Genomic DNA, 22,548 nt, shown 5'->3' on the forward strand with positions numbered 1-22,548 from the left:
TGTATTTCTCCAGTTTAAGGAGCAGAGAGGTTTGCGATGACCGCAAACACCCCCTGCTTTGTTCTACAACAATTACTTCGGTGAAGCAGCAGGTGCCGGCGTCGCTTTGGATGCCTTGACTTCTGCCTGGGTCTTGCCGTTGAGCCAGTTGTAACGCTCGGTGCTGAGCAAGATGAAGTGAATCATCGCTGCGACACCAAACAGAAAAACCGCCTGAGCTGCTAAAGCGCGAAGCGGATCGAACAAGCGCCAAATTCTCCACATGGTTCCATCTCCTAAAAAATTAAGTGAGTTGTGACATAAAGGTGTAAACCGCTGCCTTCACATCACCGATTAACGTCTTGCCACCTTCTGCTCCCGGAAACCAGGAACGCCACCGCAGGAACAGCACCTGCGCGACGAGAGCAATCGCCAGAAAGACGACAAAACTGACAGCAAAAATGCTGTAGTAAGTGATCGAGTTGGTTTTCACCGACTCGTGAAACAGATCGTCTGTTGTCTGTGACATAGCATTCCCCTAACTAAGAAAGTGACGAATCAGTTAATCCATGGACGCCATGCCCAGACCAGCGCATGAGCGATAACGGCAGTTGCCGTAAAAGCAAGAAAACCCTGGATGTAAAACTTGTGAAACTCCTGAGCTTCCTCGTCGGTAAGTCCCGAAAGACTCTGATTGTTGTTACTCATAGGATCTCTCCAATAAGTTGACCTTGCGGTCGTTACCACGACAACCCCCCGTGGCAGGAGATGACGCAGCGAGCTGCGACATTCTTGATGACAGACCGATCATGTGTGCGCTCATGCAGGGGCTCCCTGCTTGAGTACATCGCGTGCCCGTGACACATGGTCAACGGTCACACGCCGCACACCCTCGCGCTTGGCTTCTCGTTCCGCACGGTCACGCAGACGCTTAGCGGCAGAGATTTGAACCAGCACGGGTTCGGTCTGAACAAATTCGTTTAACAACTGCTGGGCATCAGCGTCCCAGGCATAAGATTCTTGAGCGGCACCATCGCCCACACGGGCCGGTGTCGGATCGACGCGATCCATATCGGTACCCAGCGGCAAGATATGAAAGAGCGCATCAAAGAGTGCGTTACAGAACTCTTGCAGCAAATAAGTGGCGCCGGCATAACCCATAAATGGTGTGCCGGTGTGGCGACGAATAATGGCCCCGGGGAACGACGCGGGAATATAAGTGGCCCGCGCGCCGGTCTCGGCGAGATACATACGCTCGTTATAGCTGCCAAACATCACGAGCGGTGGCTTGTCTTTACAGAGTTGGCGGATGGCTTCGCTGTCAGTTTTTTCACCGGGCTTGCGTGAGACTGCAAAGTTGCAAGGCAGGCCCAACTCGTCTTCCAAATAATGCCGAATACCGCGGGTATAAGTTTCATTGGCCACCACTGCAAAGCTAGCGGTGCCGAAAAAGTCTTGGGTTACCGAGCGCCACAAATCCCAAACGGGCTTGATCGTGGTGTGCTTTTGCTGGGTGATGAAGGGCTCTGGATCTAAGTCCAAGAGCTCGCCCAGTTTTCTTAAAAACTTGGTGGTGCTGTGCATGCCAATTGGGGCCTGCAGATAGGGCCGATCCAAGGCTTCACACAGCAGGCGGCCAAACTCGCGATACATGCAGATGTTCACATCGGCCTCGACCAGGCGCGAGACATCGGCCAGGTGGCTGCCCAGGGGGAAGACCATATTGATCTCGGCACCAATGCCCTGCACCAGGCGGCGGATCTCGGCCAAGTCGCTGGGCATATTAAAGGTGCCGTAGGCGGGGCCAATAATGTTGACCCGTGGCTTTTCACCAGGCTTACGTTCACGCGGTGGTGGCACTTTTTTCATGCCGTATTCGGTCCACAGCCACATCATGGCGCGGTTGGCACACTGCCACTGATCTTCATCAATCGTGCGTGGCAAGAACCGCTTGATATTCGTGCCCTCTGGTGTAACACCCCCGCCGATCATCTCAGCGATCGAACCGGTGACCACCACGGCGGGCAGATCAGGATCGAGCGTGGCATGGGCCCGCTTCATAGAACCCTCGGTGCCTTCGCGGCCCAATTGTTCTTCGGCCAGACCCGTCACCACAATCGGTAATTCGTGGGGTGGCAGCGCATCGGTGTAATGCAAGACGGAAGTCACCGGCAGGTTCTCACAGCCCACTGGGCCGTCGATCACCACCTGCATGCCCTTGATCGCTGTGAAGACATACACAGCACCCCAGTAGCCACCAGCGCGGTCATGGTCGATGACAAACATCAGCCCATCTCCTCGGCCTTGCGGGCCTTTTGCTGTTTGGCCAACTGACGGCGGGTCATCTCACGAAACTCGGGATGGGCTTTGGGCATGTCTTCCCAGACACCGGCGTTATCGCCGTTGCCGATTTCTTCAAAAAATTCCGACATCTGATCAAAGCGCGCCTTGTTGCCAATCGCCGCATTGATCACCTGGGCAAGTGAACCTGCACCGGCAGGGCCCATAAGTGGCCGGGCAGAAATCAGATTGGTGAAGTACAGCGCTGGAATGCTGGCCTGCTTGGCGGCCTGCACAACCGGCGTGGTGCCAATTGCCAAGTCGGGTTTGAATTCCGTCATGGCCTGCAGGTCTTGCTCCAGAGAGGCGCGAAACTGCACCGCAACGCCTTTGGCTTCTAACCACTGACGATCGGCATCAGACCAAACCGTTTTCGGGCATGCCGTGCCGACATAGCGGACATCGGCGCCAGACTCGACCAAGAGTCGCGCTACCAACAGCTCAGAGCCTTCGTAGCCACTCATGGTGATACGGCCTTTGATTGGCATCTTCGAGAGCGCCCCCTTGATGGCAGGGAGCATGGCGTTTTTCGCCGCATCAATTTTTTCTTGGGCCACATTGGCGGCCTGGCCAATCGCCTGAAGCCAGGCTTCCGTGCCTTCCACACCAACGGGCGCAGATCCCACAACGGGGCGGCCAGCCGCTTCGAATTCACGAATGCTGGCAGTGTAAAACGGGTGAATGGCAGCAACGGCAGCGCAATCTAGTGCGGTGTAGAGCTCACGCCACTCACGTGTGGGAACCACAGGGCCAGCGGCCAAGCCCATGGGGGCCAGCATCATGCCAATGCCGACTGGATCAGCCGGGAACATCTCGCCCAAAAGCGTGATGGTGGGTTTGTCGGTCACACGATTTTTTGGCGCCTGAACCGGACCCGCCAGAATTTCCTCGCGGGCAAATTTCAGCATGGCACCCGCCAAGACATCTTTTGCTTCTGCGTGAGTGGGCACACCAAAACCCGGCACATCAATGCCGATAATGCGCACACCATTAATTTCTTTGGGCAACAGCTGCAGCGGCACACCACTTGCGGTAGGCACACACAGATTGATGATCACAATCGCGTCGTACTTGGCAGGATCGGCCTGGGCGTGAACCGAGTCACGAATGTCTTCAAAGAGTTTTCCGGTCACCAGGGACTCGGAATTAAAGGGCACATAGCCAACACTGCGGCGTGCACCGTAGAAATGCGATGTAAACGTTAGGCCATACACACAGCAGGCCGAGCCCGAGAGAATCGTGGCGGTGCGGCGCATACGCAGACCCACACGCAATGAACCAAAGGCTGGGCACATGCTCTGGGGCTGATCGTGCGGGCCTTTGGGGTAGTCGGCCGCGTATTGATCCAGAGTGTCAGATTTTCCAGCGGATTTCGCTGCCGACATCAGTTGTTCTTTGCCAGAGTGGCAGCCAAGACCATCGGTCTTCAATGCGTCTGCATTGACCACGCCATTGGGCATGCCGGATGGTTTCACATCCTGGCTACTGACAATGGGAATGGAGATGCTCTTGGCCATGTTGGACTCGATCAGACTTCCTCGTAGACCACTTCAAGTGTTTTCTTCTCAACCACGTCTTTGCCCATCATGTCGGCAATCGTGGCGGGCTCTAAGACCACATCACGGCCAACGGCATCGGCCGAAAAGAGCCCCAGGAGTTCGTCTTGCGAGAGTGGCTTCGGGCGCACCGGTGGCGCATCAGCAACATTCGTGGCCAACTGCTCAAAGAGCGGACCCCACTGTGTGCCAGGACGGCCAATGATTTCGTAATTCGCGCTCTTGCGGCGAATGTCTTCGTTGGCAGGGATGGCGGATAAGACCGGAATGCCGGCTTGTTGCGCAAAGGCAGAGGCTTCACCAGTGCCATCGTCTTTGTTGATGACCATGCCGGCCACACCCACATTGCCACCAAGCTTGCGGAAATATTCCACTGCAGAGCAGACGTTATTGGCCACATAGAGTGACTGCAAGTCATTGCTGCCCACCACAATCACTTTTTGGCACATGTCGCGGGCAATTGGCAGACCGAAACCGCCGCAGACCACGTCGCCCAAAAAGTCGAGCAGCACGTAATCAAAACCCCAATCATGAAAGCCGAGTTTTTCGAGTGTTTCAAAGCCGTGGATGATGCCGCGGCCACCGCAACCCCGGCCCACTTCGGGGCCGCCAAGCTCCATGGCATAGACACCATCGCGCTTAAAGCAGACATCACCGATTTGAACTGTTTCACCGGCGAGTTTTTTCTTCGATGAAGTCTCGATGATGGTGGGGCAGGCCTTGCCGCCAAAGAGAAGGCTGGTTGTGTCGCTTTTGGGATCACAGCCAATCAGCAGTACTTTTTTGCCAAGCTGGGCCATCATGTACGACAGATTCGAGAGCGTGAAACTCTTGCCAATTCCGCCTTTGCCGTAGATGGCGATGATCTGTGTTTCTTTGGTCACAGGGCCTGTGGCCACTGGATCGGGGTCCACCGCTGCCTCGGCACGGAGGTTTTCTTTCAACACGAACTGAACCGGTGCTTCAGCGGGGCGTGAATTCGGATTCATTGTGTATTTCTCCAGTCAAGGATCATCTTCAGACAGTCGGGGTCTTGAAATGCAGTGCGATAAGCCGCATCCGCATTGGCGGGTTCACTACGATGAGTAATCAGGCCATCTAAAGACAGCTTTCCAGACTCGGCCAAACAGCGCACAGCGGTTAAATCTTGTGGCTGCCACTGGGCAGCAATACGGAAACTGGCTTCCCGCATAAATGCAGGAGGAAACGTGAACGACAAGGGCTCTTCATAAAAACCGGCCAGAGCGATTTCACCGTTCATGGCAAGGCGTGAGACCAAGGTGTCGAGAATTTTCGGATCACCACTCACATCGCAGATACGACGGTAGTCACGACGTGCATCGTCTGCTGGGTCAATGACCTGATAACCCAGCGCCCCTGCGCGACGAGTGGGGTTGGTTTCCCACACCACGGGATGATGACCTGCCACCACCGCAAGGCGTGCAATTAAGCGGCCCAACACCCCATGGCCAATAATCAAATCGGGTTGGGCGTTGACATCGCCCTGGTAGACGTGATGCGCAGTTGCCGCAAGGGCTAACAACACACCGCGTTCGCCAAGCGATTCACTAATCGAGAGCGCACGATCGGCGGGCACCACCACTCGCGAGGCCGCACCACCGAATAAACCACGGATGTCGCCAAAGCATTTGGCACCGGGTACAAATACAAAATCGCCACACTGATGGGCCGCACTTTTTGTCGTAAACACAACGCGGCCCACTGACTCATATCCCGGCACCAGCGGATATCCCATGCCGGGGAACATTGGCATACGGCCTGACCACAAGAGTTTTTCAGTGCCGGTGCTAATCCCGCTAAACAAAATATCCACGACCACGTCACCATCTTCTGGGGCGGTAATGGGCACCACACTCAGAGAGAGCTCGTGCGGTTTGTTTAGAACAATCGCCTTAGACTGATTGGCGACGCGGGACAGATCCATTTGTCAGTTTTACCTTACTTTTCGTATTGTCAATTTCAGTTGACATTCTGATCGTAGTCTTCCTAATTTCTTTGTCAAGGGCAAACTCCGATCAAAGCGCTCAGGAAATATGCGCCAGATCAATCAGGTTAGTAAGTCCTTACGGACGATTAGCCACAATCAATCTGGTTTGGAGAGGAAGCCGGGTGTTTTCAAGCCGTGGGGAAGTAAAACCAGCCTGGGAAATGAGCTCGATCAGACGCTGTGCAGTTCTCGAGCGGCCCTTGCCCATGGCCAGCAGATAAAAACCAAAATAGGCATCTCCCATGGATTCGGCCCCTGGGGTGCCTGACATCGGCTCGGCCACGACCAGCTTTCCACCGCTTGGCAGGGCAGCAAAGACGGCCTTCAAGATGGCCAGCGCCCGGTGATCGTCATGGTCATACAGCACCCGGATCACGGTCGCGATGTCAGCCCCCTTGGGCAGTGGGGTTTCAAAAAAACTGCCCCCATGAGCAGTCACCCGCTCACCCAGCCCCGCCTTTTGGAAGTGCCCCCTGGCCAGATTGGCTACCGCAGGCAGATCAAACAGCATCATGGGCAGCTTGGGAAAGCGCTCGGCTGCCGCCAGCAAAAACGTGCCCTGCCCGCCGCCCACATCCATCAGGCAGCGATGCTTATCAAAAGGGTAGGCGGCCAGAATCTCGCCCGCCACCAGGGGCTGGGAGGCGCTCATTAACTGGGAATACTCGGCCACACGCTCTTCACTCAACAGCGTTGGCGAACTGGCTTTCTCATCCGCATAGGGCCAATAACTGGCCAAGTTGGCCTGGGTCTCACCACGCAAGAGTGCTACCGGATCGCGCAGGTCTGCATAAAGGGTGGCATGGTGCTCGACCAAAGCAGTCACAGCAGTATTGCTGACCAACACGCCGCCCAGCATGCCCAGGCCCCACTGTTGATCGCCACGCTGCTCGACCAACCGCAATGACTCCGCGGCGCAGAGTAGCCGTAAGGCTGCGTCTTCACTGAGCTTTAAACGAACAGCGAGTGTTGCTAATGGCTGCGGCCCCGAGGCCAAGATGCGAAACAGATCTAGCTTCACGCAGGCAAAGAGAATCTGCGAGTAGACAAACCCCGCCACGATATCGAAGAGATTTTTCGCCTCACGCCGGGCGATGGGCCGTGTTAACGGAAACCAGGCAGCAAAACGATGAAACCCTTCGCTTGCGAGAAGCCGATCCCGCAAATCAAGCCACTTTTGAACCAGGGACACGCTTACGCCTGCACCCTCTCTAAAGCATCGCGCGGCACCAGCCGCTCCGACTCGGCCAAGACCAGGGCCCGCAGATAGGGAGCACCTGGGCAGGATGGAATGGCGCGAATGGCTTTACCGACCAATAAATCGAAATTCTGAATTGCACCGAAGAGCCCCAGTGATCGGGCAGAACTCTGCCGATCATTGGCGAGATCTTGGCCCGTTGGTTTACCCAGTGCATCGGGGTCACCAATCACGTCGCGAATGTCATCGGCCACCTGATAGGCCTCGCCCAGCCACTCTCCCAGGGGCCGCCAGGCCTCGGCTGGAGCGCCGGAAGCCAGGGCACCACAGGCGGTGGCAGCACCAAACAGGGCACCGGTTTTGGCCCGCTGATAATCCCGCAGATTGGCCTTGGGTTCGCACTCCCAGGCCTGGCCCGCCACAATGCCATCGGGCGCGCCAGTCGCCTGGGCAATCACCGACATGACGCCGGCAAGGCGCTCGGGGTATTTGGCCTTTACCGTGGCCAGTGCTTGGAAGGCCAACACAATCAGACCATCGCCGGTAAGCACGGCAATGCGCTCGCCAAACTTGGCGTGAACAGAGGGCTGGCCCCGACGGGTGGGGGAATTGTCGAAACAGGGCAGATCGTCGTGCACGAGCGAGCCGCAGTGAAGCAGTTCGAGTGCCACGGCAGCCGCCATGGCAAGCTCTGGGTCGTCGTGACCACAGGCCTTGGCCACCGCCAGCGTCAACTGGGGGCGGATACGGGCACCGCCAGGAAACACAGCGTGGTGATAAGCCTGGGCGAGCAAGGCCGGGCCATGTGGGGACTCTGCCATTGCCACGGCCGAGGCCAATGCCTCTTCCAAGGCCGATTTAATCGATTCTGCTGACGCCATAATGACCCCTAAAGACGTTTAAACCGGGCCCTACCAATAACCCGGCTGTGTATAGGTATATTGTCACTTATGACTGTCAACTGCAATAGACACTTTTTGGGCAATCAAGCCGCCGTCGACAGACTGCTGCCCCCCCAGTGGCCATTCCGCGCGACTAGCAGCCTAGTGTCGGCAGGCCAGCTGACTTGGCATGTCCAGTTTCACAACGCCAAGCGGCCATCCCGCACCACCCTGGTCCTGATTCACGGCACGGGCGCTTCAACCCATACCTGGGCCGACTTAATCGAGCCCCTGCGCGAAAACGCCTGCGTGGTGGCGATTGATTTGCCCGGCCATGGCTTTACCAGGGGTGCGGACCCCGCCATGTTGACCCTGCCACTTATGGCCAACGCACTCCAAGAGTTGTTGTTGAAATTAAAACTTGAAGGCGATGTGGTCTTCATTGGCCACTCTGCAGGCGCACCGCTTGCCATTGAGTGGGCGCTCCGATTCGCAACAGCGAAGCCACAGACATTTACGACCACACACATCATTGGCCTGAATCCATCGCTCGTGCCGCCGCCACCGCTTTACACCACGCTGCTTGGGCCGATGGTTGCCCCCATTGCCACATCAGGTCCCATGACCGGAATGCTCGCCTTTATTGCGGCGAACACCAAAATGGTGGACCAGTTATTAGATTCCACAGAATCAAAAATTCCTGAAGCCAATCGCAAGCACTATCGCTATTTGTTTTCGCAGCCACAGCATGTGCAAGGCGCCATGGGTTTTATGGCGGGGGCAGATTTGCCATCAATACTTGCGCGCGGAAAAGCGTTATCGATTCCAACAAGCTTTTTATTGGGCGCTCAAGACAGCTGGGTCAAAGAGGCGCCGCTCAAAGAAGTGCTGCGCGATGCTTTTCCAAAGGCGCGTGTCGAGACCTGGCCCGGCGGGCATCTACTTCACGAAGAGCGTCCACAGGCGGTCGCCCAGTGGATTTACACCATACTCTTTACGGCCTGAGAGACCTGAGCTGCGCCGGCATGCGGCAGCGGCATGTAACGGGCGTGCATCTGCAAAGATAGTTTCTGTGCGGCCTCCGATGGCTGTGGCGATGTATCAATCACCATGGCCGCAAAGCCTGCAACGGCAAACTGCTGCGCGGCCAACATGGCATCGGCCTGGGCCTTTTCACGGCCGGGATTGCCATCACGATCTAAATTGGCTTTGCCGTCGGTCAGCATCACCACCAAGGGTGTTTCGCCCTTACGGGCAATCGATAAGGCCAACTGCATGCTGGCATCAATGGCGATCGCCAATGGTGTTCCCCCGCCGCCGGGCAGGCCCGACAGGCCACGTTTGGCACGCACCAAAGAGCGCGTGGGCGGCAGAATAATTTCGGCCTGTTTTCCGCGAAATGCAATCACTGCCACTTGATCGCGCCGCACATAACAATCGGCCAGCAACAACTCTACGGCGCCTTTTGCCTCTGCAAGCCGATGAATCGCCGATGAGCCCGATGCGTCGACCACAAAAATGGTGGTGGTTTCAGAGCGTTCTTTAAAGCGCTTGATACGAAAATCTTCCGACCGAATCGAAAGCCTGCGTTTCGCAATCGGCCGCGATTCTCTGTGACGGATCTTTTGCCACGGCGCTGCGGCACGCAAGGTGTCAATGATGCTAAGACGCGCCTTGCCACCGGGCAGCCCCTGACGCGAGCCCAATGGTCGGCCACGACTGCCGCCTTTTTTCTGTGCACCCGATTTACCAGAACCAGAACTTCTGGCCATCAACCGCTGATCCGACAGTAACTGCTCCAAAAGACCCGCAGGAATCGCAGCCTTGGCCGCTTCTAAAATCACATCCTCAAGATTTTCCAAATCTTCTTGGGGTTTCGATTCGTCTTGATCGTTTTGATCATCGGGCGGTGGCTCTTGCGAGTCCTCGGGCGGTGGCGGCTCTTCTGGTGGTGCTTCCTGCGGATCCATGGGCATCATGGTGGCCCGTGGTGACAGCACCAAACGTGCCGCAAGCGCGACATCTTCTTTTTCGGTGTGGGCATGGCCAAACCATTTGCCGGCAAGTTCTGCAGCACGGCGGGCCAGAATCACCGCCCGAATGGAATCAATGCCAAGGGCAAGACCGGTAGCGCATAAGGCCTGCGTGAGTTCATCGCTGACCTCTTGCGGATCAGTGCGCGAAACATGCAGCGCTGCATCGTCAGCCTGCGAACCTGATAAAGCTTCTTCAAAAAACTTAATGTCATTTTCCGCCTGCGAGACCGATACCTCGCGCAGATCCACATGAAATGCAATGCGGTCGAGCAATTCCACGGGCACACGCTCATCATCGGCCACGCTTTCATCCAACAACACCAGGCCGAATTCGGCTGGCATCTCGGCAGATAAACCCTCGCGCTGCACGGTGATCTGGCCGCGATCCATTGCGCTGGCCAGCCGTGCGGCCAGTGGCCCACTCATACGCTCGGCCATGGGCACGAGCAACACACCACCGTGTACTTCTGCCAACAGGCCCTTGCTTAACACGGGCTTACCGGCGTTTAGTGTTGCAGAAAGATCCAGGCCACCCAATAGCCGCTCATCCTGAATAGAGAGTGGCAGTTTGCGAAACGGTGTGCCCGGCGCAATGTGAGACTTTAGAAAATCAAGATAGCGATCCCGCACAGGCCCAGCATGGGCCTTGATCACCATGCCACCCAAGAGCGATGGATCCCGGGCAAATAGCGTCGCTGCAATCAGCGCATCTTGCATTGCGCGAATCAGGCCGGAAATAAATCGTCGATCACACGCTGGACCCGCACACCAGAGGCTGTGTCGTCTAACGGATTACGCCGCAGTCGATGCCGCAAGGCCATGGGTGCAATTCGCTTCAAATGGTCTAATGACACTTTCGCCGCGCCCTCAAGGGCGGCAAGCGCCCGGGCGGCGCGCATGAGTGTGAGCTCCCCACGCAGGCCATCGGTGCCAAGCTTCATACACAGCTCGGCGGCTCGCTCCAAAATTTCATCGGGCACCACGACCGAGTCCAGTTTGTCTCTGCCAGTGGCGATTTTTTTACGAATCTTGTTGTCTTCTTTTTTCCAGCTCTCAATAAAGCCAGCCGGGTCGCGCTCAAAGGCATCGCGGCGCTTTACCACTTCAATGCGCGCTGGCAGCTCTTGCGGTGTTTTCACATCCACCGACAAACCAAAACGATCCAATAGCTGTGGCCGCAACTCGCCTTCTTCCGGGTTGCCACTGCCCACCAAGACAAAACGGGCCGGATGCTGAACACTTAAACCCTCACGCTCCACCACGTTTTCGCCACTGGCCGCCACGTCAATCAGCAAATCAACAATATGGTCTTCCAGTAGATTGACCTCGTCGATATACAAAAAGCCACGATTGGCCTTGGCGAGAAGACCAGGCTCAAAGGCTTTCACACCATCGCTAAGCGCGCGCTCTAAATCCAACGCACCCACCACGCGGTCTTCGGTCACCCCCAGGGGAAGATCCACCACGGGCACTGGCACCAAATGGGTCTTGGGGTGGGGCTTATCTTTTTTAAGCGTTGCGCAGAATTCGCAGACGGATCGCGTTGACTCCGGGTCGCAGGCATAGGGGCAGCCCACGACCGCTTTCATCTTGGGCAGAATTGCCGCCAAAGCACGGACTGCCGTGGATTTACCGGTTCCGCGGTCGCCAAAGACCAACACACCGCCAATGGATGGATCGACCGTGGTGACCAACATGGCCAGTTTCATTTCGTCCTGACCAACGATTGCGGAAAACGGGAATGCTGCTGCCATACGCTTGGGCTCCTAAACCCCCATTTTAACGCCGCCAGCGCCTATACAAATCCAGACCGTGCAGCACACCTGCTGCGGTTAAGGCGAGCGCCACAGGCCCGGGGCCGCTTTCTGCCAGCGCGAATCGCAAGGCCAGCATGAGCGATAGGCCTGAAAAGAGATTCAACCCAATCTCACCCGGCGCAACCCCACGGCCCGTCTTGCGATACCAGGCGGCAATCGCAATAAATTCAATCAGTGTTAATGCGATCACCGCATCCACCAGGTGGACCAGCCAGGCCATTAAAGCAGCGCGCCCCTGGCCGTGATCGGCCAGATATCCACCACGGTGTTGTTTTGAATCACCACCAGTTCGTCGTACAAATTAACGGTGGGATCGCAGTGGCCAGGAATTAATTTCAGTTTTGCCCCCAGGGCCAGAGGCGGCACCAGTTTGGGATCAATCACCAAGACCCCGTGTTCGTCAGATGCTTTTACAAAAGTAACGCCAGGGTGATCGGCGACCACTGGCATTCCAGAGTCCACACTGGATGCCTTTAGGCCTGCATCCACTACCGCATGCGAATCCCCCGCCACACTCATCACCGATGTCCAGACAAATAGGCTGTGTTCAAACTGTGGCATGCCACTGCTCTGCCAATCATTACGTGCGTAATCGGCATCCATAAAAATATACGAACCCACCTGAAGTTCGGTGTAAAGATCACTCGCTGCTTCAATTAGAAAACTACCGGTGCCCGCGCCCGCAATCGTGGTGCAGGTCATGCCATGGCTTGCTAACAAGTCACGGGTTGACCGCGTGAGCTCAATGGCACGGCCAATCGCAGCACGCCGCTCTTCTTGCGTGCGCATATGCTGGGCTGGCCCATGATAGGCCTGCAGGCCCTGAAAGCGCAGGCCTGGCATCTGCACAATCGCTTTCGCCAATGCCAGTGTCGGCTCGCCGGGGGCAATCCCACACCGATGGGCGCCCACATCCACCTCGATCAAGACAGGAATCACCACTCCCGCACTGAGCGCAACAGCATTCATGGCAGCGGCATTGTCCACGTGATCAACACAGACCGTCACGCGGATGGACTTGGCCAGCTCACACAGCCGCGCAATCTTTTTATCACCTACCACTTCGTTGGAAATCAAAATGTCTTGAATCCCCATCTCGGCAAAGGCCTGGGCCTCGGAGACTTTTTGACAGCAAATGCCCACGGCACCACGGGCGATCTGCCGCCGGGCGATTTCTGGGCACTTATGGCTTTTGGCATGCGGCCGCAACTGAATGGACCGGCCGCGCAATGCCGCATCAAGCCGATCGCAGTTTCGCTCAAAAGCATCGAGATCAAGAATTAGCGCAGGCGTGTCCACCTGGGCCAAAGACTCCCCCAAACGGGCAGCCGATACGTGAATTGCCATTAAATCGATTAGCCCAGGGTTTTAGCCGCCTGCAGGACTTCTTCCACGTGGCCTGCCACTTTGACGCCACGCCATGAACGGCGCAGCACCCCCTTGGCATCAATCAAAAACGTCGAGCGCTCAATGCCACGGACCTGCTTGCCGTACATGTTTTTGTTTTTGATCACGCCAAAGGCGCTGCACAGTGTCTCGTCGGTGTCTGACACCAACACAATGCTTAAGCCATGCTTTTGAATAAACTTTTGGTGAGACGCAATGCTGTCACGTGACACACCAATCACCTGGGTGTCTGCCTTTAAAAAGGCCTGATGCTGGGCCGAGAAATCCTTGGCCTCGACGGTGCAGCCTGGCGTGTCATCTTTGGGGTAAAAATAAATCACCAGGTTGTGGCCCTGGTAGTCGGCCAACTGAATATTGCCCAGCGTGGTGGTCAGTGCCAAACCCGACACCATGGGAGAGAGTTTTTCACCATCAAGAACGTCTTGCATTGTCGATTGCTCCAACAAATTGGGAAGCCCAAATCATAGAGCAAGTCACTGGCCAAACCGCCGCCAGCCACCCGCCAATCAGGCGGGGTAACGGACCGAAATAATCTCGACTTCCCTGGGGCCAGAGGGGCTTTGCACAGTCACCGTGTCTCCCTCACGGGCCTTAATGAGCGCCCGGGCCATAGGGGATATCCAACTGATGCAATGTTCCCCAAGATGGGTCTCATCCACCCCCACGATGCGATAAGTGTGCTCTTGACCATCGGACTCCATGATGGTGACTTCGGCCCCAAAAAAGATCTGGTCATTGCCCGCCTGCTGGGCAGGGTCCACCACCTGGGCAATCGCCAATCGCTTGGTCAGAAACCGCAGCCGACGATCAATTTCACGCAGCCGCCGCTTGCCATAGATGTAATCGCCATTTTCCGATCGGTCGCCGTTTGATGCCGCCCACGACACGATCTCCACGGTCTTGGGCCGCTCCACTTTCAGCAGGTGCTGCAACTCATCATTTAAGGCCGCATAGCCTGCCGGTGTCAGATAGTTGGGCGTGCCGGCCGGCAGACTGCTGGCCGCCTGCTCTGGGCCATCGTCTTCTTCCTGGTCGGTCTCTTTGGTAAAGGCTTTGCTCATAGAATGCTGACTCTAGCAAAAGGAGACCCCATGATTCATGAACTACGCATCTATCACTGCTGCCCCGGCCGACTGCCCGATCTGGTCAACCGCTTTAAGACCCACACCCTTGGTTTTTTTCAGCAATACGGCATCAAGCACGACAAGTTTTGGACCACACTCATTGGTCCGTCTAACGCGGCGCTCTATTACATTTTGGAATGGGAATCGCTCGCTGAGCGTGAAGCCAAGTGGAATGCCTTTCAGGCCGACCCCAAGTGGATCGCCACCCGCAAAGACACTGAAGCGAACGGCCAGATTGTCGAGCGTATTGAGAACCTGATTCTGAGCCCGCTGCCGCTGTAATTCCGGCAGCCACACGACCCCGACCGCCTGGGTATTTAGGCCACGCCAAAGGCCTGGGCGCGGGGATCGACCAAGCCATTTTCCGCAAAACCCTTATTGCGAAGTTGGCAGGCATCGCAGCTGCCGCAGGGCCGTCCATCAGGGCCTGGGTCATAACAACTCGTGGTGCGTGCGTAGTCCACGCCCAGACTTAAGCCCAGCCGAATAATCTGCGCCTTGGTCATGTCCATGAGTGGCGTGTGGATGGTGACACCACGGCCCTCGACACCCTCGCGCGTTGCCAAGTTGGCCATGGCTTGAAAGGCCGCAATGTATTCCGGCCGGCAATCGGGATAGCCACTGTAATCCAGCGCGTTCACGCCAATAAAGATGTGACGCGACTGCGTGACCTCCGCGCAGGCCAGTGCAAATGACAAAAAGATGGTGTTTCTTGCAGGCACATACGTGATCGGAATCTCTTCCGAAGGCTGCGATAACTCGCGATTTTTGGGCACCTGAATATCACTGGTCAGCGCCGAGCCCCCAAAGGGACGCAAATCAATGCTGACCACCCGATGTGCTTTGGCCCCCATGGCGGCAGACAAATCCGCAGCCGCATCAATCTCTGCCCGGTGCCGCTGGCCATAATCAAAGGCCAGTGTGGTGACTTGATAGCCTTGCGATAAGGCCTGGGCCAGCACGGTGGCCGAATCCAGGCCACCACTGAGCAGAACAATTGCGCGCATATTCATGCGCTGGATCGTATCACCAGGTCACTTCAAACACGCAGGATGAATCCCCCGAGGCTTCACACTTGGTCTCCTCGACACGGGAATTGGGGTGCACGATCACACGAAAGATGCGTTCAAACGTGGCCGCATAAAAATCGCATACCGGGATGTCGGACTTGATCTGGCTACACAGTGGGTTATTGATGATTTCAAACACAAACGGCTTGCCGGGCCGAAAGGAAAAAGTGCCGCTACCCGCAAATGTCCAGGAATGTTTACCGATCGCTTGCGCCAACACACGCGCAGCGATCGAGGCGGGAAGAAAACGCAAAACCGCCTGTGCAAACTTTGGAATACGGTTGGCAAGTAAATAATCGCCCGTGCGCAGGCCCGCATCCCAGGAAAGCGCCTTGGCCTCGGACTCGCCAAACACTTCACGCAATTTGGCCTGCAATACGGCCACATCACGCTCCGACACCATTTCGGTTGGGCGCGACAGCAAATGATGCGATAAGCCCGCTGACGAAAAGAGCGCCTCGCAGGCGCCCTCTCCGTGTTTCGCGGTTACCGAATCAATGACCTGCAAAATTGCATTGGGCCCGATTCGGTCGCGTGCCGCAGTTGTAAGACTCATCTCAACCAGTCTTGCCCACTAAACAACGGCCGCTTCGTCTTTCTTTTGCACATCAACCAGCTTCTTACCCGATAAGACCGCGTCCATCTCTTCTTCGGTCAGCTGCTCGGCCTGATTGCCGCCACCGCAGGCCATGGCGGCATTGATCTCGCCCTGACGACGCTTGTGCTCAATCTTCGGCCCGTGCATGGTGACCCAGCCCTCGTCGCTCGCAACACTATCATTGCCCGCTTCAAAGGTACGCGTGGTATCAAACGCAAAGTCCACCTTCTTGGTACTCTGCGGGCCCCAATAGCCCACACGGCCCAGGTCGTAGAACTTGCGCTCAACGCTACTCTTCAAAAATGCCTTTAAGCAGCCCAGCAGGTATTTACGCTTGGTCTTATCGCGTGTCCATGGGTAATGCAGGAAGGACTTGCGCATGAAGAAGCGCCGGTAGTTGGCCATGACACCATCCAACAATTCACCACGGGTGATTGCCTCTGGCTTCATGATGGGCGTGACAAAGTTGTATTTCTCGTAGTCAAAGACTTCCACTTTGTCGCCAAGCTCTTGGAAGAGATCGCTAAATGGCCAGGGCGTGTACATGGCCCAGTTGGCCATGTCCGGATTCCAGTCCAGGGTCATGCGATAGGTTTCTTCCAGCGTTTCCTTGGTCTCGTTTTCCAAGCCCACAATGAACTGGGCTTCGGTCACGATGCCGGCATCACGCAAGAGCTGAATGGCTTTCTTGTTCTGTGCAATCGTGGTTTCTTTGTTGAAACGGTCCAGCTTTAGCTGGGCTGCAGCTTCCGTGCCCAGCGAGACGTGAATCAGGCCGGCCTTGCGGAACATTGGCAGCAGTTTTTCGTCGCGCAGAATATCCGTCACGCGCGTGTTGATTCCCCAGAGAATCCCCAGATCACGATCAATCAATTCTTGGCAGAACTGAATGAACTTTTTGCGGTGAATGGTGGGCTCTTCGTCAGCAAGAATGAAAAAGCCGACGCCGTGGTTCTTGACCAGATCTTCAATCTCATCCACGACTTTCTTGGGATCACGAATCCGATAATCCCGCCAGAACTTCCATTGGCTACAGAACGTGCAGGTAAATGGGCAGCCCCGGGCGAAGTTGGGAATGGCCACACGGGTGTTCATGGGAATGTAGATGTACTTACTCCACTCCAAAATCCCCCAATCAGGCGTAATGCGATCCAAATCTTCAATGGTCGCCTCAGCAGGTGTGGCAATGATTTTGCCGCTGGCATCTGCATAAGCAATGCCCTTCACCGAGTTGTGGTCTGCAGCCCAGCTGCCGTTTTCAACAGCAATCACAAAATTCAAAAAGACCTGCTCACCCTCGCCACGCACAATGGCGTCGATCCACGGGGCCTCTTTCAGCACCTGGGGATACATAAAGGTGGCGTGAATGCCGCCCAGCACCGTCACCACATTGGGGTTGACTTCCTTGGCTACCTGCAAAATTCGCTCAGCCTTGTAAATGGCTGGCGTAATGGCGGTGGCGCCCACGATATCGGGCTTTAATTCTGCGAGTTTCGCGCGGACCACATCTTCTTCCAGATCGTCGGTCATCGCGTCGATGAAGTGCACATCGGTGTAGCCGCCTGCTTTCAGGTAGCCAGACAAATAAGCTACCCAGGCCGGTGGCCAGTTGCCCGCAATCTCGGCACCACCGGAGTGGTAATTCGGATGAATAAAGACGATGCGCATTGCTTCCCCTTGCACGCCAAACTGGCGTTTGTTAACGTCTTCTCAAGGTAACAAAACGCGTGTCAACTGTTCTTGACACTAATCAAGGAGCGCCGTTTTCCCGCGAATCAACGAGTCGATCAGCAATGCCGGCACCCAGCCACATGCCCAGCAGACTCAGCCAGGCCGTTAGCGCGAAGATGGCCCCACCCGTCACACCCGCCCCCACGGCACAGCCGCCGGCAAGCATGGACCCAAAGCCCATAAATATCGCGCCCAGAATGTAACGGGGCATGGTGTACGCGCCACCAAAGCCTTCTAGCTTGAGATCGCCCCCAATGGCTGCGCCAATCAAAGAACCCAAAAACACACCGGGCAGCATGCCAAACTCAAATCCAATTTTCGGTGCCGGCTGGGACAGCACCCGCATCAGCCACTCAGCAGACGGCCCGCTAAAGGTCAGGCCCTGAATCTGTATCGGTTCAAAAGAATTCTTAGCAACAAGCTGGCTAAACCCCCAGGCCGCCGCCACCATCAGGCCAGTGCCAATACCGCCGATCCACATCCACCGGCTACGGGTGGCGCTTCGGCGCACGAAATACAGGGCAGCCACTGCCCAAATCAGCCCCATCACCAGGCCGCCCATATGCCCAACACCCAACTGGGCCAGCATGTCACGGCTCGGGCCCCCGTCAATGGTCCACCAGCTACTGATTTCCGTTCGAAGCGGTGATAAGGCCCCCGCCAACGACGCCTGGGCAGTGACCGCGAAAATTAGCCCAGACAACAAGGCCCGAAGATTGCCATTGGCCGACAACACCAAGAGCCGGCTGGCGCAGCCACGGGTCAGGATCATGCCGACACCAAACACCACCCCACCGACCAGGGCCCCAGAGAGACTTCCAGTCGCGGAAATTTGACGGGCGGAACTGGTATCAAGCCAGCCGGTCATGGCCATCACCTGAACCGCGATCACTGCGCTGGAAAAGGCCAGCAACCAGATCGAGAGTTTTTCACCAAAACGACGCTGCCAAAACTCAATCACCGCCGCACGAAGACAAAAGCGCGACCGCTGGGCAAAAAAGCCAAACAGCATGCCAATCACGGCCCCGCCTGCGGCCAGGACCAGGCCTTCGCCATATTGTTCGATGAAATTCGCCAGCATGATTTGGTTTAAGGAATAATCCAACATCCTAACCACCGGCCGCCCTGGCTGGCTTGATAAGCGTCAATAAAAGGGATCTACCCACCATGATGTCGATGTTCTGGTCCAGAACGTTTTTGATTCTCGCGGGAATTTTTGGGGCGACCGGGGTTATTGCCGGTGCCTATGCATCCCATGGCCTAGCGGCCATGGTGGAACCAAGACTTGTTGAGATTTTTGCAACAGCCGCCCGTTATCAGCTGGTTCATGCCGTGGCGCTGCTGGCGCTGGCCATGGTCAGCACCTTTAAATTCTTCAGAACCTGGTCGGTGGTGGCGGGGCTGGCCTTCACCTTTGGGATTGCAGTCTTTAGCGGCAGTCTGTATTTGCGCGTGCTCTTAGACATACCAAGCCTGGGTGCCGTGACACCCATTGGCGGGCTGGGGCTGATTCTGGGCTGGGTCGCCCTGATCATTGCAGGCTGGCGGGCCAGTGTTAACGCCGCGTAACAATCGCAACGTCAATCACAGCAGGGCCCGCCCTGCATCAAACTCACATCAAATTACAGTCCCAATGCCTTATCAATCCAGGCCGTGTCGTATCGGCCTGAAGTGATTTCGGCAAGCGTGGTTTTTTCAGAATCCACCTTGGCCCAAGAGGCCTTCGCAATTTCCTGGGCGATGGCAGCGGGGATCGCCACAATGCCATCAGAATCACCCACGATCACATCCCCTGGATTAACGGTCATGCCACCAATGGTGACGGGCACGTTGATGCTGCCCGGGCCGTCTTTATAGGGGCCACGGGGTGTGACCCCACGTGCGTAGCAAGGAAACTTGGCCTCTTCAAAAGCGTCCACGTCACGAATAGCGCCATCCATAACAAAGCCAACACAGCCGCGCAGTTTCGCAGTGGTCATCATGATCTCGCCCACCAAGGCACGCGTGATATCACCCTCGCCGTCAACAAGTAATACATCGCCTGCTTCCAGCATGGTGAGTGCCTTGTGAATCAATAGATTGTCGCCAGACCGCACACGAACGGTGAAGGCATTGCCCACCATGGCCACCGGCGAACGATTCACAGGCGCCAATCCGACCGAGCCGGGGATACGGCCCATGACATCGCCAATCGCAGAAGATGGCAGACCACGGCAGGCCTCGATGGCTGCCGCAGCACCCGGAACACGGGGATTAATTTGAATTCCTGGTTTCACTGTTTATTCCTTTGGTGCGCCGGAGTCACGAACAATGCCTTCGTAGCGCTTGATTTCAGAAGCGGCGAATTTACCAAACTCATCTGCAGTACCACCGCCAATCTCTGCACCAAGTTCATGCAGACGCTTACGCACTTCCGCATTCTGCAGTGCCTTGTTGAATTCCTTGTTCAGTCGGGCCACCACGTCTGCAGGTGCATTAGCAGGCAGCATCACACCGTACCAGGCCGACGCCAGCATGGGGAAACCCGCTTCAGCAAATGTAGGCACATTGGGCAACACTTCGAGCCGCTTTTTAGAGGCGACCGCGAGTGGCTTAAGACGGCCCGCACGCACACTACCCAACGAGCCCGTGTCCACCATCATGTCGATATGTCCCGCAATCAGGTCCACCGCAGCGGGGCCGCTGCCCTTGTAGGGCACATGCCGAATATCAATACCCGTAATGGTTTTAAAGTTGGCGCCCGCCAAATGCTGCGAACCACCAATGCCAGCAGAGCCATAGGTGTACTTGCCCGGCTCTTTTTTCGCAGCATTCACAATGTCTTTGATCGAATTCCAAGGCGAATTCGCCGGTACCACCATCACATTGGGCACGGATGCAACAAACACAACCGGCGTGAAGTCTTTATTTACATCAAAGCCCTGGCTCTTATACAAGTGGGGGCCTGCTGCGTGAGTCGAACTGGTGGTTAACAAAATCGTATAACCATCCGCTTTTTCCTTAACAAATGCTGCTGTGCCGATATTGCCGCCAGCACCACCTTTGTTTTCCACCACCACCGACTGGCCGAGCGACTGTGACAGGGTCTGCGCCAGAATCCGTGCAATCTGGTCGGTTGCACCACCCGGCGCCCAGGGCACCACAAACTTGATTGGCTTAGAGGGATAGGTGTCCGCCATGGCCGTGGTCGGCATGGCGACAGCAAGGGATGACAGCGCAACAGAGAACAAAGAAGTCACAACAAGAGTTCGACGTTTTTGCATGATAAAAACTCCTAAACGAAAAAAAGCGGCTGAATTGCCGCCTTTGCCAAGCACTTTGGACGAGCCTAAGTTTATCCCAGCCCCAGGACTCATAAATTTGATCTGCTGCAAGCGCACACGACATAAAAAGCAAAAAAACTACTGCTAAGATTCCGGTCAAGTTCAGTACTAAAGCGGTACAAGATTCTCGATTTCACGTTCCATCAAAGGAGTTGGTATGACATTTCCCAGACTTCGCCGCAGCCTGCTGTCTGTTGTGATCGCGGCAACCCTTCCCTCTGCAGTCTTGGCCGAGACCATCTCGGTTGTCACCTCGTTTCCAAAAGAACTCACTGCCGCTTATAAAAAAGCATTTGAGGCAAAGTACCCCAACGACAAGCTAGAAATTCTGAACAAAAACACCGCGGCCGGTATTGCCTATGTTCGTGAGCAGCCGGCGGGCTCACGGCCCGAAGTGTTTTGGGCATCCGCGCCTGATGCATTTGAAGTCTTATCCAGCAGCAAATTACTCACCAAGATCGGCGCAGGCAATCCCGCTATTCCCGCCAAAGTCGGCAACTATCCGGTAAATGACCCCGAGGGCTTTTATCGCGGCCAGGCGCTGGCTGGTTATGGCCTGATGTGGAACACCCGTTACATGGCGGCCAACAAACTGCCCGCCCCTAAAGAGTGGGCTGACTTGGTCAAACCCGTCTATTTCGGCCACTTGGCCATCTCTAGCCCATCACGCTCGGGCACAACCCACCTCACGGTGGAAACCATCTTGCAAGGCGAAGGCTGGACCAAGGGCTGGGCACAGTTGCTCGCCATTTGTGGCAACAGCGCCGCGATTACTGAGCGCAGCTTCGGTGTGCCCGATGGTGTGTCCAACGGCCAATACGGCATTGGTCTGGTGATCGACTTCTTTGGTTTAGCCGCGAAGAACTCGGGCATGCCCGTTGAATTCGTTTACCCATCTGTCACGTCGATTGTTCCAGCCAATATTGGTTTAATTGCGGGTGCCAAATCACCCGAGGCTGGCCGCCGCTTTATTGAATTCACACTCTCTGAAGAAGGCCAGATGCTCTTGCTGCAAAAAGACATCAGCCGTCTGCCGGTGCTGCCATCGATTTATGCCAAGGCCCCAGCCGGCTACCCCAATCCATTTGGCGGCAACATCAAGGCCAAGGTGAACTTCAACTCCAACTTGTCGGAAGCCCGTTACATGGTGGTCCGCTCCATGTTCGACCAAATGATTACCTTTCGTCACAAGGAATTGGTGGCTGCAACAAAGGCCATTCATGACGCCGAAAAACGCATTGGCGGCAAATCAAATCCGCGACTCGAAGAAGCGAAGAAGCTCGCCTTTTCTCCAGTGGTCGATGACAAGCAAGTGACCGATGCCAAACTCTTGGCACTCTTTAAAGCTGAAAAATCAGACGCAGAGGCCACCAAAAATAAGGCCAAGACTGAAGAAGAGTGGGCCACCAAGGCCAAGGCCAACTACGCCAAAGCCATTGAGATTGCCAACGCCGTAAAATGATCTAAGGCCGACCCCAAC

At 56.0% G+C, this 22,548-nt stretch carries 25 protein-coding genes; 4 read left to right on the top strand and 21 right to left on the bottom strand.

Annotated features, from left to right (window positions below; translation table 11 throughout):
* Positions 1 to 72 precede the first annotated feature (72 nt).
* The 9 genes from pufA to AOB54_08425 all read right to left on the bottom strand — a co-directional run bounded on the left by pufA (position 73) and on the right by AOB54_08425 (position 7,962).
* A complete protein-coding gene (gene pufA, locus AOB54_08385; protein ID WVN41488.1) occupies positions 73 to 264 on the bottom strand; it encodes a light-harvesting antenna LH1, alpha subunit in 192 nt (63 codons plus the stop codon).
* Positions 265 to 283: 19 nt separating this feature from the next.
* Positions 284 to 508 carry a hypothetical protein gene (locus AOB54_08390; GenBank protein ID WVN41489.1) on the bottom strand — a complete coding sequence of 75 codons (225 nt, stop codon included), beginning with the start codon at positions 506 to 508 and terminating at the stop codon, positions 284 to 286.
* Positions 509 to 537: 29 nt separating this feature from the next.
* Positions 538 to 687, bottom strand: a complete 150-nt coding sequence (pufB, locus tag AOB54_08395; GenBank protein WVN41490.1) for a light-harvesting antenna LH1, beta subunit — start codon at positions 685 to 687, stop codon at positions 538 to 540.
* Between the two features lie 111 nt (positions 688 to 798).
* Positions 799 to 2,265 (bottom strand): chlorophyllide a reductase subunit Z, encoded by a 1,467-nt coding sequence (bchZ, locus tag AOB54_08400; GenBank protein ID WVN41491.1) that lies wholly within the window; start codon positions 2,263 to 2,265, stop codon positions 799 to 801.
* The gene (gene bchY / locus AOB54_08405; protein ID WVN42810.1) at positions 2,265 to 3,779 is read right to left on the bottom strand and encodes a chlorophyllide a reductase subunit Y; all 1,515 of its coding nucleotides are present in this window, start codon (positions 3,777 to 3,779) and stop codon (positions 2,265 to 2,267) included. The genes bchZ and bchY overlap by 1 nt, the downstream gene beginning before the upstream one ends.
* A 68-nt stretch (positions 3,780 to 3,847) precedes the next feature.
* On the bottom strand, positions 3,848 to 4,864 hold the full coding sequence (locus tag AOB54_08410) for a chlorophyllide a reductase iron protein subunit X (GenBank protein ID WVN41492.1): 1,017 nt from the start codon (positions 4,862 to 4,864) through the stop codon (positions 3,848 to 3,850).
* Positions 4,861 to 5,820 carry a chlorophyll synthesis pathway protein BchC gene (gene bchC, locus AOB54_08415; GenBank protein WVN41493.1) on the bottom strand — a complete coding sequence of 320 codons (960 nt, stop codon included), beginning with the start codon at positions 5,818 to 5,820 and terminating at the stop codon, positions 4,861 to 4,863. The genes AOB54_08410 and bchC overlap by 4 nt, the downstream gene beginning before the upstream one ends.
* 139 nt (positions 5,821 to 5,959) lie before the next feature.
* On the bottom strand, positions 5,960 to 7,075 hold the full coding sequence (locus AOB54_08420; GenBank protein ID WVN41494.1) for a methyltransferase: 1,116 nt from the start codon (positions 7,073 to 7,075) through the stop codon (positions 5,960 to 5,962).
* A 2-nt stretch (positions 7,076 to 7,077) separates the two neighbouring features.
* Positions 7,078 to 7,962, bottom strand: coding sequence for a polyprenyl synthetase family protein (locus AOB54_08425; protein ID WVN41495.1), 885 nt, complete (start codon positions 7,960 to 7,962; stop codon positions 7,078 to 7,080).
* A 96-nt stretch (positions 7,963 to 8,058) separates the two neighbouring features.
* On the opposite strand from AOB54_08425, the gene AOB54_08430 reads away from it, so the two are divergent.
* A complete protein-coding gene (locus tag AOB54_08430) occupies positions 8,059 to 8,967 on the top strand; it encodes an alpha/beta fold hydrolase (GenBank protein ID WVN41496.1) in 909 nt (302 codons plus the stop codon).
* Here the strand turns inward: AOB54_08430 and AOB54_08435 are convergent.
* The 6 genes from AOB54_08435 to greB all read right to left on the bottom strand — a co-directional run bounded on the left by AOB54_08435 (position 8,943) and on the right by greB (position 14,283).
* Positions 8,943 to 10,715, bottom strand: coding sequence for a magnesium chelatase subunit D (locus tag AOB54_08435; GenBank protein ID WVN41497.1), 1,773 nt, complete (start codon positions 10,713 to 10,715; stop codon positions 8,943 to 8,945). The two genes, AOB54_08430 and AOB54_08435, sit on opposite strands and share 25 nt — an antisense overlap.
* A gap of 8 nt (positions 10,716 to 10,723) precedes the next feature.
* Positions 10,724 to 11,752 (bottom strand): magnesium chelatase ATPase subunit I, encoded by a 1,029-nt coding sequence (gene bchI / locus AOB54_08440; GenBank protein ID WVN41498.1) that lies wholly within the window; start codon positions 11,750 to 11,752, stop codon positions 10,724 to 10,726.
* Positions 11,753 to 11,777: 25 nt separating this feature from the next.
* On the bottom strand, positions 11,778 to 12,035 hold the full coding sequence (locus AOB54_08445; protein WVN41499.1) for a hypothetical protein: 258 nt from the start codon (positions 12,033 to 12,035) through the stop codon (positions 11,778 to 11,780).
* Complete coding sequence (locus tag AOB54_08450; GenBank protein ID WVN41500.1) at positions 12,035 to 13,162, bottom strand: DSD1 family PLP-dependent enzyme; 1,128 nt, start codon at positions 13,160 to 13,162, stop codon at positions 12,035 to 12,037. Before AOB54_08450 ends, AOB54_08445 begins: the two co-directional genes overlap by 1 nt.
* 8 nt (positions 13,163 to 13,170) lie before the next feature.
* Positions 13,171 to 13,650 carry a peroxiredoxin gene (locus AOB54_08455; GenBank protein WVN41501.1) on the bottom strand — a complete coding sequence of 160 codons (480 nt, stop codon included), beginning with the start codon at positions 13,648 to 13,650 and terminating at the stop codon, positions 13,171 to 13,173.
* Between the two features lie 78 nt (positions 13,651 to 13,728).
* Entirely contained in the window at positions 13,729 to 14,283 is a 555-nt protein-coding gene (gene greB, locus AOB54_08460) for a transcription elongation factor GreB (protein ID WVN41502.1), read from the bottom strand.
* A 30-nt stretch (positions 14,284 to 14,313) separates the two neighbouring features.
* Here greB and AOB54_08465 point away from each other — a divergent pair, with 30 nt between their 5' ends.
* Positions 14,314 to 14,628 (top strand): NIPSNAP family protein, encoded by a 315-nt coding sequence (locus AOB54_08465; protein WVN41503.1) that lies wholly within the window; start codon positions 14,314 to 14,316, stop codon positions 14,626 to 14,628.
* Between the two features lie 35 nt (positions 14,629 to 14,663).
* Here AOB54_08465 and queC read toward each other — a convergent pair whose 3' ends face one another.
* From queC to AOB54_08485, 4 genes are all read right to left on the bottom strand, one after another.
* Positions 14,664 to 15,359, bottom strand: a complete 696-nt coding sequence (queC, locus tag AOB54_08470; GenBank protein ID WVN41504.1) for a 7-cyano-7-deazaguanine synthase QueC — start codon at positions 15,357 to 15,359, stop codon at positions 14,664 to 14,666.
* Positions 15,360 to 15,372: 13 nt separating this feature from the next.
* Positions 15,373 to 15,972, bottom strand: coding sequence for a bacteriochlorophyll 4-vinyl reductase (bchJ, locus tag AOB54_08475; protein ID WVN41505.1), 600 nt, complete (start codon positions 15,970 to 15,972; stop codon positions 15,373 to 15,375).
* Positions 15,973 to 15,990: 18 nt separating this feature from the next.
* Positions 15,991 to 17,682 carry a magnesium-protoporphyrin IX monomethyl ester anaerobic oxidative cyclase gene (gene bchE / locus AOB54_08480; GenBank protein ID WVN41506.1) on the bottom strand — a complete coding sequence of 564 codons (1,692 nt, stop codon included), beginning with the start codon at positions 17,680 to 17,682 and terminating at the stop codon, positions 15,991 to 15,993.
* Positions 17,683 to 17,764: 82 nt separating this feature from the next.
* Entirely contained in the window at positions 17,765 to 18,826 is a 1,062-nt protein-coding gene (locus tag AOB54_08485; GenBank protein ID WVN41507.1) for a YeeE/YedE family protein, read from the bottom strand.
* 86 nt (positions 18,827 to 18,912) lie between these two features.
* Between AOB54_08485 and AOB54_08490 the strand changes: the two genes are divergently transcribed.
* Complete coding sequence (locus AOB54_08490; GenBank protein WVN41508.1) at positions 18,913 to 19,314, top strand: DUF423 domain-containing protein; 402 nt, start codon at positions 18,913 to 18,915, stop codon at positions 19,312 to 19,314.
* A 53-nt stretch (positions 19,315 to 19,367) separates the two neighbouring features.
* Here AOB54_08490 and AOB54_08495 read toward each other — a convergent pair whose 3' ends face one another.
* Both AOB54_08495 and AOB54_08500 read right to left on the bottom strand, forming a co-directional pair.
* Positions 19,368 to 20,021: an RraA family protein gene (locus AOB54_08495; protein ID WVN41509.1), complete on the bottom strand. Its 654-nt coding sequence runs from the start codon at positions 20,019 to 20,021 to the stop codon at positions 19,368 to 19,370.
* A gap of 3 nt (positions 20,022 to 20,024) precedes the next feature.
* Complete coding sequence (locus tag AOB54_08500; GenBank protein ID WVN41510.1) at positions 20,025 to 21,008, bottom strand: tripartite tricarboxylate transporter substrate binding protein; 984 nt, start codon at positions 21,006 to 21,008, stop codon at positions 20,025 to 20,027.
* Positions 21,009 to 21,225: 217 nt separating this feature from the next.
* Between AOB54_08500 and AOB54_08505 the strand changes: the two genes are divergently transcribed.
* On the top strand, positions 21,226 to 22,530 hold the full coding sequence (locus AOB54_08505; GenBank protein WVN41511.1) for an extracellular solute-binding protein: 1,305 nt from the start codon (positions 21,226 to 21,228) through the stop codon (positions 22,528 to 22,530).
* Positions 22,531 to 22,548 lie beyond the last annotated feature (18 nt).

It is taken from the genome of beta proteobacterium MWH-UniP1 (genome assembly GCA_036362785.1).
Taxonomy (GTDB): domain Bacteria; phylum Pseudomonadota; class Gammaproteobacteria; order Burkholderiales; family Burkholderiaceae_A; genus Lacustribacter.

What these genes read in the sequence shown, in the direction of transcription:
- AOB54_08490 (WVN41508.1), top strand. Translation starts at nt 18,913, where the DNA reads ATGATGTCGATGTTCTGGTCCAGAACGTTTTTGATTCTCGCGGGAATT.
- AOB54_08485 (WVN41507.1), bottom strand. Translation starts at nt 18,826, where the DNA reads ATGCTGGCGAATTTCATCGAACAATATGGCGAAGGCCTGGTCCTGGCC.
- bchJ (WVN41505.1), bottom strand. Translation starts at nt 15,972, where the DNA reads ATGAGTCTTACAACTGCGGCACGCGACCGAATCGGGCCCAATGCAATT.
- AOB54_08465 (WVN41503.1), top strand. Translation starts at nt 14,314, where the DNA reads ATGATTCATGAACTACGCATCTATCACTGCTGCCCCGGCCGACTGCCC.
- queC (WVN41504.1), bottom strand. Translation starts at nt 15,359, where the DNA reads ATGAATATGCGCGCAATTGTTCTGCTCAGTGGTGGCCTGGATTCGGCC.
- AOB54_08505 (WVN41511.1), top strand. Translation starts at nt 21,226, where the DNA reads ATGACATTTCCCAGACTTCGCCGCAGCCTGCTGTCTGTTGTGATCGCG.
- AOB54_08425 (WVN41495.1), bottom strand. Translation starts at nt 7,962, where the DNA reads ATGGCGTCAGCAGAATCGATTAAATCGGCCTTGGAAGAGGCATTGGCC.
- AOB54_08410 (WVN41492.1), bottom strand. Translation starts at nt 4,864, where the DNA reads ATGAATCCGAATTCACGCCCCGCTGAAGCACCGGTTCAGTTCGTGTTG.
- bchZ (WVN41491.1), bottom strand. Translation starts at nt 2,265, where the DNA reads ATGTTTGTCATCGACCATGACCGCGCTGGTGGCTACTGGGGTGCTGTG.
- AOB54_08500 (WVN41510.1), bottom strand. Translation starts at nt 21,008, where the DNA reads ATGCAAAAACGTCGAACTCTTGTTGTGACTTCTTTGTTCTCTGTTGCG.
- bchY (WVN42810.1), bottom strand. Translation starts at nt 3,779, where the DNA reads ATGCCCAATGGCGTGGTCAATGCAGACGCATTGAAGACCGATGGTCTT.
- bchI (WVN41498.1), bottom strand. Translation starts at nt 11,752, where the DNA reads ATGGCAGCAGCATTCCCGTTTTCCGCAATCGTTGGTCAGGACGAAATG.
- bchC (WVN41493.1), bottom strand. Translation starts at nt 5,820, where the DNA reads ATGGATCTGTCCCGCGTCGCCAATCAGTCTAAGGCGATTGTTCTAAAC.
- AOB54_08390 (WVN41489.1), bottom strand. Translation starts at nt 508, where the DNA reads ATGTCACAGACAACAGACGATCTGTTTCACGAGTCGGTGAAAACCAAC.
- bchE (WVN41506.1), bottom strand. Translation starts at nt 17,682, where the DNA reads ATGCGCATCGTCTTTATTCATCCGAATTACCACTCCGGTGGTGCCGAG.
- AOB54_08445 (WVN41499.1), bottom strand. Translation starts at nt 12,035, where the DNA reads ATGGCCTGGCTGGTCCACCTGGTGGATGCGGTGATCGCATTAACACTG.
- greB (WVN41502.1), bottom strand. Translation starts at nt 14,283, where the DNA reads ATGAGCAAAGCCTTTACCAAAGAGACCGACCAGGAAGAAGACGATGGC.
- AOB54_08455 (WVN41501.1), bottom strand. Translation starts at nt 13,650, where the DNA reads ATGCAAGACGTTCTTGATGGTGAAAAACTCTCTCCCATGGTGTCGGGT.
- AOB54_08435 (WVN41497.1), bottom strand. Translation starts at nt 10,715, where the DNA reads ATGCAAGATGCGCTGATTGCAGCGACGCTATTTGCCCGGGATCCATCG.
- AOB54_08450 (WVN41500.1), bottom strand. Translation starts at nt 13,162, where the DNA reads ATGGCAATTCACGTATCGGCTGCCCGTTTGGGGGAGTCTTTGGCCCAG.
- pufB (WVN41490.1), bottom strand. Translation starts at nt 687, where the DNA reads ATGAGTAACAACAATCAGAGTCTTTCGGGACTTACCGACGAGGAAGCT.
- pufA (WVN41488.1), bottom strand. Translation starts at nt 264, where the DNA reads ATGTGGAGAATTTGGCGCTTGTTCGATCCGCTTCGCGCTTTAGCAGCT.